The 13,905-nt window shown below is 40.5% G+C and carries 13 protein-coding genes; 7 read left to right on the top strand and 6 right to left on the bottom strand.

Annotation, left to right across the window (positions count from 1 at the left end):
* Positions 1 to 332 precede the first annotated feature (332 nt).
* From V7K55_RS14125 to V7K55_RS14110, 4 genes are all read right to left on the bottom strand, one after another.
* A complete protein-coding gene (locus V7K55_RS14125; protein ID WP_334832261.1) occupies positions 333 to 890 on the bottom strand; it encodes a metallophosphoesterase family protein in 558 nt (185 codons plus the stop codon).
* A 121-nt stretch (positions 891 to 1,011) separates the two neighbouring features.
* Positions 1,012 to 1,701: an ElyC/SanA/YdcF family protein gene (locus V7K55_RS14120; RefSeq protein ID WP_334832259.1), complete on the bottom strand. Its 690-nt coding sequence runs from the start codon at positions 1,699 to 1,701 to the stop codon at positions 1,012 to 1,014.
* The gene (locus tag V7K55_RS14115; protein ID WP_334832257.1) at positions 1,701 to 2,354 is read right to left on the bottom strand and encodes a DUF2301 domain-containing membrane protein; all 654 of its coding nucleotides are present in this window, start codon (positions 2,352 to 2,354) and stop codon (positions 1,701 to 1,703) included. Before V7K55_RS14115 ends, V7K55_RS14120 begins: the two co-directional genes overlap by 1 nt.
* Before the next feature lie 238 nt (positions 2,355 to 2,592).
* Positions 2,593 to 4,053: a TM0106 family RecB-like putative nuclease gene (locus V7K55_RS14110; RefSeq protein ID WP_334832255.1), complete on the bottom strand. Its 1,461-nt coding sequence runs from the start codon at positions 4,051 to 4,053 to the stop codon at positions 2,593 to 2,595.
* Positions 4,054 to 4,454: 401 nt separating this feature from the next.
* Between V7K55_RS14110 and V7K55_RS14105 the strand changes: the two genes are divergently transcribed.
* From V7K55_RS14105 to V7K55_RS14075, 7 genes are all read left to right on the top strand, one after another.
* A complete protein-coding gene (locus V7K55_RS14105) occupies positions 4,455 to 5,648 on the top strand; it encodes an aminotransferase class V-fold PLP-dependent enzyme (RefSeq protein ID WP_334832253.1) in 1,194 nt (397 codons plus the stop codon).
* Between the two features lie 253 nt (positions 5,649 to 5,901).
* On the top strand, positions 5,902 to 6,984 hold the full coding sequence (locus V7K55_RS14100; protein WP_334832265.1) for a glycosyl transferase: 1,083 nt from the start codon (positions 5,902 to 5,904) through the stop codon (positions 6,982 to 6,984).
* 125 nt (positions 6,985 to 7,109) lie between these two features.
* Positions 7,110 to 7,523: a secondary thiamine-phosphate synthase enzyme YjbQ gene (locus V7K55_RS14095; RefSeq protein WP_334832251.1), complete on the top strand. Its 414-nt coding sequence runs from the start codon at positions 7,110 to 7,112 to the stop codon at positions 7,521 to 7,523.
* A gap of 425 nt (positions 7,524 to 7,948) precedes the next feature.
* Positions 7,949 to 8,698 carry a hypothetical protein gene (locus V7K55_RS14090; RefSeq protein ID WP_334832249.1) on the top strand — a complete coding sequence of 250 codons (750 nt, stop codon included), beginning with the start codon at positions 7,949 to 7,951 and terminating at the stop codon, positions 8,696 to 8,698.
* Positions 8,699 to 8,775: 77 nt separating this feature from the next.
* Entirely contained in the window at positions 8,776 to 9,564 is a 789-nt protein-coding gene (locus tag V7K55_RS14085) for a Nif3-like dinuclear metal center hexameric protein (RefSeq protein ID WP_334832247.1), read from the top strand.
* A 213-nt stretch (positions 9,565 to 9,777) separates the two neighbouring features.
* Positions 9,778 to 9,999 (top strand): hypothetical protein, encoded by a 222-nt coding sequence (locus V7K55_RS14080; RefSeq protein WP_334832245.1) that lies wholly within the window; start codon positions 9,778 to 9,780, stop codon positions 9,997 to 9,999.
* A gap of 747 nt (positions 10,000 to 10,746) precedes the next feature.
* A complete protein-coding gene (locus V7K55_RS14075; RefSeq protein WP_185580559.1) occupies positions 10,747 to 11,058 on the top strand; it encodes a DUF6679 family protein in 312 nt (103 codons plus the stop codon).
* 77 nt (positions 11,059 to 11,135) lie between these two features.
* Here V7K55_RS14075 and V7K55_RS14070 read toward each other — a convergent pair whose 3' ends face one another.
* Together V7K55_RS14070 and V7K55_RS14065 are read right to left on the bottom strand one after the other, a co-directional pair.
* Positions 11,136 to 12,803 (bottom strand): MBL fold metallo-hydrolase, encoded by a 1,668-nt coding sequence (locus V7K55_RS14070; RefSeq protein ID WP_334832240.1) that lies wholly within the window; start codon positions 12,801 to 12,803, stop codon positions 11,136 to 11,138.
* 614 nt (positions 12,804 to 13,417) lie between these two features.
* Positions 13,418 to 13,885: a DUF29 domain-containing protein gene (locus tag V7K55_RS14065; RefSeq protein WP_334832238.1), complete on the bottom strand. Its 468-nt coding sequence runs from the start codon at positions 13,883 to 13,885 to the stop codon at positions 13,418 to 13,420.
* Positions 13,886 to 13,905: the final 20 nt, after the last annotated feature.

The following is a 13,905-nucleotide window of genomic DNA, read 5'->3' as shown; positions in this document are numbered from 1 at the left end:
CAGTTGAGTGAGGTACAAGAACCCCACCCCCAACCCCCTCCCCGCAAGCGAGGAGGGGACTATGATGTACCTCATGTGATTAGTAAACGCTATATAGCTATCCTAAATAATTGGTAAAAATTTTAGAGATGATTGGGCGAATAGAATTAACTTTTGACGAATTAATAGGAGGTCTAAATCCATTCACCCCAATCCATCTTAATTTTTTTAAATGGTCGTGGCGTTAGCTAAAAACGTCCTTCTGGATACTAGGAAAAAGTTGTTTAAATATTATTTGGTAATGGGTAAAAGCCTGTACTATAATTTTTCCATTTTGCACCCAATCCCTTTACCTAATCTCCCCTCAGTTGGGGAGCTATCCAGTTTTTTGTTTTCAAAATACGTTTAACATCGTTGTAATTTATGGGTGCATAATTATGGCAATCTACTCCCACATCAAAAGATAAAGACGTGGAATCGTCAGGTAATTGACCATGTGAGTGTCCATAAAGATGACAAGTACCGTAGTGAGAAGCTTGCCAAACTCTCATAGCATAGTGCAACAGAACAATTAATTGTCTGCCTTGATATGCCTCAGAATCTGGCATTTTCAACTCGTAATAATCTTTGATCCACTCAAAACGGTCTTTACAAGCTTCGGCTGCTTGATCGTGATTGCCACGAATCAGATATATTTTACCGTTAAGCCGTTGAAGAATTTTCTGTAATTTCTGAGGAGAACACAGTCCAACATCTCCTACATGATACACTTCATCATCAGCAGAGACTTTGCTGTTCCAGTTCTCAATTAATGCTTCATCCATCTCCTCAACAGAAGAAAACGGTCTTTCTGTGTACTCTAAGATTTTTTTATGCCCGAAATGAGTATCAGCAGTAAACCAAATCATCATTGAACCTGTTTTGTTAGGGTATTTTTGAAAAATTGTAAAGGTAACTCTTGGGAGGATACCTCAAATTTATCCATTTTTTCGCTAATAACGCAGCCAAATTATGAACTATGAATTATTACTTTTAGGCTTTCCAATTCAAAAACCGCGCATAAATATAAGCGACACCTTCATCAATAATTGTCCGCACGCCTTGGCTAGAATCCCACCATTTGCTTGGATCGTAATCTTGTGTTTCAGCAGCGATCGCCCCAACTTTGATTTTAGGGCTGAGTAGTTTTCTGAATAGCAACCAACTCCTACGAGTGTGAACGTCCAAAGAAAAAAGATTAATTGATTGCAGCTTTAAATTTGAATTAGATAGCCAGCGATCGAACTCGGCAGCAGATGCATAACTCCGATCCTTAATTACCATAGGTGTAGGAACAGCTACCACCTTCTCCGATTCTAAACCGAGTTTCTCAAAGGTGGCAGCTGATACTTCTGCAAAGTTTTTGTATTCGCTAAGATAATTTCCTTTTTCTATTGAGCCTCCCGTGGTAATTACTAGACGATAGGAACCGTTTTTAAATTCAGTCAAAGCTTGTTGGATGGCATAATCTGGTAGCCATCCTTCAACAACTAATATTTCTGCTGATTTGATCGGGGAAGTCACGGCGAGAAATGAGTGTACATGAGTGATAGTGAAAAATATTAAGTAAGCAATCAAAGCGATCGCAATCGCCCACCCCTGAGCCGTAAGTGTCCACATTTCTTGGCGTTTTATTAGTTTGACTTTTGGAAATTTTTGACACCGACGATTTTTTGCCTGCATTAAACCTTAGCTAAACGTTGTTCTTTTAAGTAACTAAATACAGACTTATCTCCAATATCATCAGGAATTGCTTGCACTGTCTTTCTCAGGGCAAATACCAAAAACAGCGTTGCCCAAATTCCTAATAAAACACTTTCACCCTGAACTGGTAAAATTCCCACCAAATGTCCTAACAACAGTAGCGGTACTATTAGGGTTAATACTTTGGTTTCCAAGCGATTGAAGCAAAAAGCCTCTTTAAAATAAATCCCTGTTAAAGCAACGAAGATAAAACCAACTCCAAATAAGGTGAGAGGCTGATTGTAAACAGTCAGAGCTAAAGGTTCAGTATTAGAGATTGCCAGAATCACTGATGATATACTACCGATAGCCCAAAAAATTTGCAACATTCGATGCAGTGATGCCATGTAGATATGAATGGTAAATAGACTTACACCAAGAGCGAGACTAAAGCAAGCATATAAAGGTGTAAGTGCAGTTACAATCTGGTTGTTGTTGAACAAAACCAAACCGCTACCGATGGCAAAGCTCAGTGCTGCTACCATTAAGCCAGCACGGTAGATAATTACGCCAGTGCGATCGCTCTGAGTAACTGTAAATTCCCCAAACTGACCCTGATAAACTTCTGGTGAAGATAGTGTTTGCGTAGTCATAGTTAAAAATATTGTTACGATTTACTAATAGAGTACAACGGGAAATTCCTGAAAGCTTACTTTTATTATTATGGGCAAGGAAACTAACTTAAGTGTTACAATGCCGAGATTTTTAGGCCACTTTTGTAGTATCGGTTGACTTGACGTACATGGTAACGGACGAGTTATCTCTACAATATTAGACCCCTTTTCAACTGGATTGCAGGCAATTGAAAACCTTAAGAGAATCCGAAATTACTTAAGCTAGTCGCAAACCATATTCATCCTGAAAAAAGTTTACAAGCCAGTCTTTGACTTTATGGGTAGCGCGACAGTCATCTTCGTTGTAGCTTTGGATAATTTCTAGTAAGGTGCGATCGCCTGTTTCTAGCCACTGATCGTACCAGTAAATACATTTAGCACCACTAGCTTCTTTTTCTCGCCATTCAAATCCTAACCAACGAGCGATCGCTTTCAGGGCATAACTTTCTATAGGTAATGCTACACTTTCGGTTAATTGTTCATACACATCCACAAATCGATTCAATACAGGACGCACTGAGGAGTATGGAGTGTTGTAAAGCTTTGCTAGCCGTTTGACTGTATCAAACTCGTAGGCACAAAAATGATAAATTGGTGCTTCGGGATATTGCCAAACCAAATCCAAAAATTGCTGCCAAACTAACTCTTCGTCTTCTGGTTTCTCTGCTAAAAACGAATAAAATTGTTCTGTGTTGGCAAGTCTATCAACGACCAAAACCCCCAAAAGATAATCTAAATCTAAGTCTGGCTGCGCCTCAATATCAAAGTAAAGTTCTATGGGTGCTGTGAATGTAATCTCTTTTATTGATAGTGGGTATGGTAAAAGAAGCGGTCGTCTTTCCAGTGCTGATTTAGCTTGCACTACTAACTTGGGTGCTACTTTCCGGTCGAAACCAAGCAGGTTTTCTAAGGTGCTAGGACTGGTATTAGCGAGAGATTCTAGTGTGGTGATGGCTACATCTTGGAGTTGAGTATAGCGCAGAGGTGTTACGCCTGGTAATAGTGAGAGATGTTTTTCAGATTGAGCAACAGCATAACATTGACTATACCAATGGCAAAAATTACACTTTTGCCGAGAAATAAATACCTCTGGCGGATTCGGTAACTCTAAAACTTCAATGAACTCCTCCAGAATTTGCTGCATCCGTGGCATCCATTTAAACAAATCCACCGTATAGTTGGTGTTTTTGGTTCGTAATATCAGCAAAGCTGTTTCTGGTACAACTTCTTGTACTGTTGCCAAGACTTGGGTATGAAATGCAGCGACAACTTGATACTCTTGTTTAGGGCGCTTACCCAGTTCAATACTAGCCGGGACATACATCCAATCTCCAAAACGAGACTTTCCTGGCTGTTTGACGAGTAAATTTGGCCGACTCAGCAGGGTATATGCTTCAGAATAAGTTGCTAATAGTACTCCTTTATAAATGTACTCAACCCCACGCTCCATCAATTCTAAAGTTGCCTTCTCTGCCTTTTCCCAGTTTCCATAAGAATAATCTGGTTGGTGATAAGTCATCTGTGCCAAAGCACCCATCTGATGAGCGATTTTATCCTGTTGCAGTTTCCGCAGCAACTCATTAGGGGCATCGCGCTGATTTTTGTCACCGTGGATATCTAGAAAAGTGCGGCGTTTACAGCGTTGGTATTGCAGTAGGAGTTCAGCATTGATTAGCATTCTTTTAAGTTAACAAGAATTAGTATTATGTGGGAGTAACTTAGACAACTAAAGTTTGCAAGTAGCGATCGCTTTTACATCTGATTTGCTGTTTATTCTATACCAGCCATATCTTTATTAATTCTCGCACTGCGTTTCTATCCCGCCTGGGAATTCAGTTTTGGGTGGGATGTCAGTCAGCGTGACAGTTTCACTCTGACAAAAATCTGGGTAGAGGATTTTTCGACTTGTGTGTATACCGTAGGGTGAGAGATGAGGGAGAATAACAAAATCGCGTTTTATCTATCCATCATTGCAAGCGTACATCTAATCTCATCCTTATTTTTAGCGTTGTTACTAGGACAAAGTACAAATACCTGCTATATAAATAGCCTGTAAACAGCAGATATCCCTTTTAAATTATGACTAGTCTTTCTGTCGCCCAAACTAAGTTACATAACCATCGAGAGCAATTTCCCGCTTTAGCCAATAAGACTTATTTCAATTATGGCGGACAAGGGCCGATGCCCCAAAGGGCAATGGATGCGATGACCGAAACTCAAGCTTATGTTCAGCAAATAGGCCCCTTTGGGAATGAGGCTTATCGCTGGATAGCACCGCAGACTCAAGCCGCTAGAGTTGCGATCGCTTCTGAGTTACATGCACCAAGCGAAACAATTACTCTTACCCAGAATGTCACGGTTGGCTGTAATATCGCCATGTGGGGTATAGATTGGCATTCTGGCGACCATATACTGCTCTCAGACTGCGAACATCCAGGCGTAATTGCCACCACACAGGAAATCGCCCGGAGATTCGCCGTAGAAGTTACCACTTGTCCCCTGAAGGTGACTTTAAATGAGGGCGATTCTGTAAAAATTATTGCCCAGCACTTACGCCCTAATACCCGTCTTGTAATATTAAGTCATGTTTTCTGGAATACTGGTCAAATTTTACCTCTTGATAAAATTGCCGAAGTATGTAGAAACAATCATTCTTTTTTATTGATAGATGCTGCCCAATCTGTTGGTTTGCTGCCTTTAAACTTGACAGAATTGGGTGTAGATTTTTATGCTTTCACTGGTCATAAATGGCTATGTGGCCCTGCGGGTGCTGGTGGTTTGTATGTTCGCCCAGAAGCGCGAGAAAGCCTGAAACCTACCTTTATTGGCTTAAATGGTATTGTTGTGGATAGTCAATCTCAGCCTGTAGACTGGCTTCCAGATGGGCGACGCTATGAAGTGTCTACATTAGCTTATCCATTGTATGTTGGGTTAAAGGAAGCGATCGCAATTCATCAGCAATGGGGAACCTCACAGGAACGTTACGAGCAAATTTGTCAAAACAGTGAGTATCTTTGGCGGCGTTTAGTGGCGTTACCCGATGTTAAATGTTTGCGAACTTCCCCACCGGAAAGCGGTATAATTTCATTCCAACTTGTAAATAATCAGTCCCAAGCTAATCTTAAGTTAGTGCAGTTTTTAGACTCACAAAACATATTAACTCGCACAATTGCCGATCCTAGCTGTATACGCGCCACTATACATTACCTGACTTTAGAATCGGAAATCGACCAATTGGTTGAGGCAATTCAAAGTTTTTGCAAAACTAGTTAGTCATTATTCATTAGGAGTTAAAGTCATAATTCCTAATTACAAATACTTCTCTACGAGACACTACACGAACGCTCATACCATTTCTTTGTGAGGCTGCGCCAAATTTTCTTTCTTTCTCTCTCTCTTTCTCTCTTTCTTTCTTTGTGTACTTTGCGCCCTTTGCGGTTCGTTTTTTTTTCTTATACTTCACTCCTAATATGGTTTAGCGCATCTTCATGCAGAATTGGTATCAGTACAAATGACAAACATAAAAATGGAACGCCCAATCTTATACTTAGCCATAACTAACCACGGCTTTGGACATGCTACCCGCATGGCTTCTGTAGCTGCGACAATTCAAAAATTATGTCCCGAAGTTCTGCTAATTCTCGTAACCACTGCCCCACGCTGGTTGCTAGAGTGTTACATAGAAGGCGATTTTATCTATCGTCCCCGTGCATTTGATTTGGGTGTGGTGCAAACAGATAGTTTGACAATGGATAAAGTAGCTACTTTAGAAAAATTGCTGGATATTAAGAAACATCAAAATTCGCTCATTGCCTCAGAAGTTAATTTTATCCGCCAAAATCGCGTTAATCTCATTTTGGCAGATATTCCCTTCCTCGCTCCTGGGTTTGCCAAAGGTGCAAATATTCCTTGCTGGATGATGAGTAACTTTGGCTGGGACTTTATCTACCGGGATTGGGGGGGTGAATTTACAGCAGTTGCAGATTGGATTAGTGATTGGTACTCAAAGTGCGATCGCTTATTTCGTCTACCCTTCCACGAACCGATGCAAGCTTTTCACAATATCACAGATGTTGGTCTAACAGGCGGTTCCCCCCGTCACTCTGCTGATGATTTACGTTCTCTTTGGGGAATAACCGCACCTGTCGAAAAAACTATTTTATTGACATTTGGCGGCTTGGGTTTGCAGCAAATCCCCTACGATAATCTGCGACGATTCCCAGATTGGCAATTTATCGTCTTCGATCAATCAGCGCCTGATTTACCTAATATAGTGAAAATTAGCGATCGCAAATACCGTCCTGTAGATTTTATGCCTATTTGTGGGCGAGTCGTCTCTAAACCAGGTTTCAGTACTTTTGCTGAAGCCACACTATTAGGAGTACCTATTGTTACTATCCCCCATAAGGATTTTGCCGAAGCAGCTTTTATAGTAGAAGGCATAACAAATTATAACCAGCATCAAATTATCACCCCATCTGAGTTTTTTCAAGGTATTTGGGATTTTCTGCATGAGTTACCCCAAGCACCAAAGCAATCTCAGCCAATTGCTAAGGATGGTAATGAAGCGATCGCTAAAGCGGTTCTCAATTATTTACAGACGAAATAAAGTTATTCAAAACAATATAAATTAATATATGAATACCAACCAGGACGATACAACATCACAACAACCAAATCAAGCAAATTTAACTGCTAATTAGCTTTTACTGTCATCAATAATTACTGTTTTAAATGACTCACTACCAAAAGTTACTAAAAATTTCCACTACTGCCAAATCTTTTTATAACATCACCTCTAAAGTTGAAGCCGCAGTCACCGAATCGCGGATTGAAACTGGTCTTTGTACTTTATTTTTACGCCACACTTCAGCTAGTTTAGTTATCCAAGAAAATGCCGATCCTGATGTTCTTCTAGATTTAGCTAATTTTATGGCAAAACTCGTCCCCGAATCAGACAAATACATCCATGATGCAGAAGGTGCCGATGATATGCCAGCACACATTCGTACCGCACTCACCCACACTTCTGAACATATTCCCATTAATCGAGGTTATCTAGTACTGGGAACTTGGCAGGGAATTTATATTTGGGAACACCGCCAGCGCAGTCATTTAAGGGAATTGGTTATCCATATTTCTGGATAGCCGAGTCTCAAGTTTTATTTAAGGTAGAGTTTAAATACTCTGGTTATTCTACCTACCCTTTGGATATAATCTCATAAACTCGCGGCGATCTGCATTAAACAAATTTCGCTGTGATAGTTTTGTAATGAGAATTATTGATACGGAATTAATTATAGGAATCATATTTGATTTTTGAAAAAATACAAGTATTTGTAGGGTGTGTTAGACGGAACGTCGTAACGCACCATCAGCTTGGGATAGTGCGTTACGCTACGCTAACGCCCCCTACTCAAAAATCAAATACTAGTCCTATAGATATAATCTGTTAAAGAATTAGTATAAATTTGTAAAGTTGAAAGTTAAGTTTGTTTTTGCTTATTTAATAATTTTCTTATTTCGATATACACTAATAGTTAGTGTAAGCTGTTTGGGTTATTTCAATTACTATGAAGCAAGAACTGACACCAACTCATACTTTCCAATATATTGATGAAATACTTGCCCAACAGTCTATTCATTTGTTATCACTTAACCCTCAAAAGACATTAAGTACCAGTTTTGCAGAATTGGAAAATTTAATTACTGAGCAAAACACCGATATTCAACTTCTTACAAATCTCCAAGAAACTCTTGAAAGTATAGTCCGTACTCAGTTACAAAACTTCCCAGAAAATATATTCTGGGACTTTGATTTTCTGGTCAGTAGTATGATTAGACAGGCTTTAGTAGCAGATGAGGGTGCTATTCCTTTTTTAAAAGTTTTTGGTGAAAAAATGGTTACTCTGATAGAAATGTTCGGAACTAAAACAGAAATTCGTTTCCGTTACGTTCACGATTTTATCTATGGGTTTGAGTGGGCAAGGTGGGTACAAAAAGAACCACAAAATCGCGCCCACATAGAGCCTTTTAGTTTGGTTTTTTTAGATTATTTGCTCGCCAAAGGTAAGGAACTTTTACAACGAATTAGTCACGGACAGGTTACATCTTATAAACTATGTGATACAGGCTACCGCAATCCATTCACATTTTCTCGTGAACCAGAAGACGAACGTCGTCTGCTAGCTTATCTGGCTGAGGAGCAACTTATCCCAGTAGCGGTATGGAATTGGAATGCTAGCCCTGTATGGAACAAACCTTTTCAAGAAATGCGCCAGCAATTAGCATTAAAATTAAATATTCAACCACAGAGACACTAATTCGTAATGCGTAATTAAGTAATATAACTGGGATTTAAACCCCTAGAATTGTTTTAAAATTGCTGAAGAAAATAATTATGAAAATTGCTGATTTAATTACTTGGTTTGAAGCATGGGCTAATCCCGCGTGGTGTGAAAGCTGGGATAATTGTGGCTGGCAGATTGAACCAGGAGTTTTGCAGGAAAAAGCACGGGTTTTAGTATGTTTGACACCGACTTTGGCAGTAATGCAAGAAGCGATCGCTCTGAATGCTAATCTGATATTTGCCCATCATCCCTTGATTTTTAATCCTCTCAAATCTTTACGCACTGGTGAAGCGATCGCAGAAATGGTACGGTTAGCTTTTACCGGAAATATTGGTATTTACAGCGCTCACACCAATTTCGATCAAGTGCAGGATGGGACTGCTGACGTTTTAGCTCAAATTTTAGAACTCAAAGAAGTTACTCCCATAGTACCGACACAAGGAGGCTTAGGATATGGTCGTGTTGGTTTCCTGGAGCCATTTTTAACACTACAAGAACTACTCGCAATCATTCAAACCCGACTTGCTCCCCCTAACTTGATTTTTTCTCCCAGTGCTGATTTACAGCAAACAATTTCACGAGTTGCTGTTTTGGGTGGTTCGGGGGCTGGTTACATTTCAGCCGTCGCCAAAACTGGTGCGACAGCTTATCTGACTTCTGATTGTAAGTTTCATCAGTTTCAAGAAAGCCGCGATCGCAATATTATCTTAATTGATGCTGGACATTATGCTACCGAACGTCCCGCTTGCGATCGTTTGGCACAAAAGTTTCAGTCTTTAAACCTAGACTGGGTACAACTAAGTCAAAAGGATGAAGATTTCCGCCAGTTTTTTGCTTGATTAACAACATTAATACTGAACAAATTTGGATTAAAATCTCACCGTCGGTATCAAATATTTCCATTAAAAGTTCATGTTTTTACCATTTTTGTGATATGAATCACTGAATACGTGTAATTATAATCACATTCAATCAATGTTTCACATCAATTAGTCGCACAAGAAAATGTTCCACACTTGAGGTAACAAATTGTTTACTTTGCCCCAACCAAAATGATTCGCACAATCATTGAATCTGCTTTCCAAACTGGATATCTTAGTGTTGAATCTGAGGGTTTACTTCATCAAGTACTCGCTACTAAATGCTATCAGCCAGAGGATTTGCCCGCTCTCGCAGTCCTATATGATGCAGTTCGCGCAGGTAAAATTAAACGAGAAGCATCCTCGTCAAACGTGCTTATGGAATTTCCTTTTCCACATAATAAATCTTGCTGATAAGCTATTGTGCATTGAATTTGCACAGCTAGGGCGGGCAAGATGCCCACCCCACAAGAGATTTATTTTTTGGAGAATGCAAATTAAAATATTTTCAGCTTACTCCAAAAAAAGCAGAGGAACAGAGGAAAGCGTAGTGTAAATATTTGTACTTATTTTTCGCCATCTTGTACTTATTAAATCCTCTAAATATTATATTTATGGTTATTTCTCTTGCCCCCTGCCCACTTACCCCTCATCAGGCAAAAAATCTTAAAAATTCAAAACTATTTGGGTGTTGTTGCTGAAAACTATCAAGGTCAGCAAAAGAATGAGTTAAGATCAGATACAAGTGGGTAATAGTAAAGTCAAATCCCCAGACTTCCCAATAATGCCAATGAGTAAAAGCAGGCAAATTAAACAACCGCAATCAACGATTGCTTTGGAGTATTATTTATTACATAATGGTAAGAATGACTCATCAGGAAATATGAGCCTGCTTAGAACAGGTTGCGAATTGTTTGACTTCTATGAAGCAAATATCCCGTAAAACGAGCCGGAAGGAGATGAGTTCATTGCTAGAACAACCATTGATTTATGACTCAACATTTCCCGATATCTTGACAACTACAAGCAAATTTTGGGATTGGATTGTGAATCCTACTTGTTCTCAAAGGTGAAATTCACCTCTTAAAGGTGTAATGTAATGGGGTAGAACCCAGATTTTGACAGGTTTAACTACGTTGTTTAAAAAGGCAGAAACAATACATGCTACACCGCAAGATTTATCAACTGTGTTGCGATGGGCGCGAGGTATGTGTTTTCTTGCGGGACCAGCAACGCTGGATTGAACGCGCCCGCATCATCGACATAGAGGGAGATTTAGTGACTCTACGCTATGAAACAGAAGAAGAGGACGAAGTTTGTTCTTGGGAAGAAATGGTTCGCCTCGAGAGCATTGGTGCTGTAACGCAAAAACTGGCTTCAGTACCGCGCGGAAATGTGGAACCTCTGATGACTGAAGATTGTCCCGAAGCAGAGCGCATCCCCAACCGTTACACTGACTCGAATCCAGAATAATTAGTGATTAGTCATTGGTCATTAGTCATTAGTCATTAGTCATTAATTAAAAATGACAAAGGGCAGCGGATTAATGACTATTGACTATCATTCAAACCTTCAAAAGCAGGACAGTAACCTTCGAGAGTTACCTTAAAGTTATACAATGGCGAAGCTGGGTTCCAACATCTCTGCCCTCTTTGATGTCGGCAGGTGCCGCAACAGTCTACATCTGTCCATGTATAGCGATCGCTATTTTGGCTAAGAAGCTCTCGTTGAGACAATCCCCTTAAGACTAGTTCTTCACCTTGCCAACGAGCTTCGATTAAACCAGTATCGGCAAATTGCCGCCAACGCGGATCGGCAGTAATCACATTGGGGAGGGTGATTGTGATTACTGTTCCTAACTCTGTTAGTTCGCCCTCATAGTTAGTTTCTGGTGCTGCTGGTTGTAAAAATGTATCACCGATAGGCAGTTCTACTAAGGTGTTAGCCGCCGGAGAATGGACGTGGTAGCGGTTTTGCAACTCCTCTAAGCTAGTCAAGTCTGCTAAATAAGCAGGAGAACCGTGAATAAATATGACATGCTGGGGTCGCAAATTATGAATTAGCTGCGTAGTACCAGGGCCATCACTATGTTGAGCTAAGAGATAGGTTTCAACAGTGGTAGGCGCTAAATATTCTTTGTTAATTTTTATATCAATTTTTTCTGGTAGGAGAATCAGCCAGGGGCCTGTATCTAGTTGGCAGTGCTTGCCCAGATCATCTGTAGAGTCGGTAAGGACAATACAAGGTGACTTGCCCACTGTGGGACGATCTTCTGCTTTTAAACGACGCACGCGAGGGCGCACCCGTTCATCCCAAAATAGGGGTTGATGGCGGGCAAAATTCTGTACAGATGGCGGGAGGTGGGGTAGCAGTTCTAGGTAGGCATCACAACCAGTAGCAACAGCACCATCTACCCAGATATCTAAATCTCGTCCGGTGAAGTGATGATGAGAGCGTAATAGCATTAGCATCTCTTGACCCAATCCTAAAGCAGGAGTGGGCAGGATGACAGAACAATGATCAGCGATCGCGCGATTAATTCGCTCTGCTAGTTGATTTTCTTGGTTGCGGCGGTGAGGATGACGGGATGTACCGTAACTACCTTCAATAATTAGCACATCCAAATCTAAGCCCCGCAGTTCTTCTAAACGCAAACCTTCTACCAAGCGGGAGTTTGATAAGAAAAAATCTCCCGTGTATAGTAGCTTGTAAGTACGCTGCTTGGTAGTGTAGGTAAGGAGAATTGCCACTGCTCCTGGTAGATGTCCGGCGGGAAATAATTCTGCTACCAAACCATCTTGGAATTCTACAGGCGATCGCAACGGCAAAGCATGACAAAATTTGGAAATTTCCTCAGCGTCTTGATCTAACCAATTCAGTGGCAGTAATTTGCTGGTTACTTCGCTACCATAAATAGGTAATTTAGGAAAAGCTTTATGCAGTGCTAGCAAGCCCCTAGCATGATCTGGGTGAGCATGACTAATCAAAACTAAATCTGCTGGCAGGGACGAACTAGATTTACCTTCCGACTTCGTAAGCCCCTTACCCAGCGATGAAATATCCTCCATACCACAATCCAATAGAATGCGGTGTGGCCCCATCTTCACCAGTAAACACACGCCCTCATTGTCATGCTGGACACTATAGGGCAAACATTCTAATTCACTACCCGCCTCCGCAGCATCTACGCCAGAGGATGCCGACAGATTATCCCTCATGCTCTCCTCCCCTCAAATCTCGTCATAGACATATCCCAAAAGCCAAAAATTACACAAATTTTGGTTTTGTGACTTAGGGGTAAGTTTTATAGTGCGCCCCTACACCCTGAGAATACAGATTTTGATTGGGGAGGACACCTTTGCTAACCCGCACTGCTTCGGAAAGGTGGGCTAACTAAAAGCCATCAAACTAGGAGCTAAAGGAGTTTGCCTCGTATGTATTTTCCCTTTGCAAGTTCTGAGCTATCTTAGCTAACTCACCCTACGCGAAGCCGCATCTACAGATTGAACTCAATGTGCAGAGCCATTTCCGTGATAGTCATCGGAATCATAGAATCCATTTTTCGTGCCAAAAAATAGGCACGAAAGCGTGAATATAACTGTTAATCCAGCTAGAATCAGCTTTACATCCATTTGCTTGCTGCCCTTTACTCAAGACTTTCTTATATTAATTTAGTGCTTCCGCAATCAAACGTAATCACTAGAAAATCTTTACTATGCTTATGTTGATTAGACAATAAGTAAATTCACCGTAATCAGTCAGATTGTAAAACCTTTCGGTTCACCTGTCTATCCATTTAAATATTAAGCAATGTAATAGTAAGGGCAATTCTCTACAAACCGTAAAAATCCTCATCTAGAATCTGGTCAATAGAAAAAGGACAAACGGTAGGATACTCACTTTCCTGGGGGATGCGAACCCCAAACTTAGCTAGCTTGCTTTCTTTAATCCCTAGCTTACGGGCATCTGGGTAGGCTTTTTCCACTGCCTCTAAGAGAAAACTTTTTAGAGAAGGAGTATCTGCTAAATTATTGAGAACTCGCTGACGATGTTCAAGTATTGAGCTATACCAGCTTCCTTTCATACTATCGGGTACATCATGCTGAACTCGTAAATTGAGTAAATACGCCAACAGGATTGTCAGATTGCTTTTCAGGGCATTTTTCTCTGCCTTACCCAAGTCAACTAGCTCCTCAATCAAATGCTCAATATCCAACACCTCAAATTCATGATTTTGTAAATGTTGAATGGTTTGCTCAATCCATAATTGCAAATCTCGATCGTATAGCGTGTTAGGCATTTCTCAGATCGACTCCTAGT

It is taken from the genome of Nostoc sp., assembly GCF_036919895.1.
Taxonomy (GTDB): domain Bacteria; phylum Cyanobacteriota; class Cyanobacteriia; order Cyanobacteriales; family Nostocaceae; genus Nostoc.
Note: the sequence above shows the minus strand (reverse complement) of the source record. Positions and strands in the feature narration are given on the sequence as shown.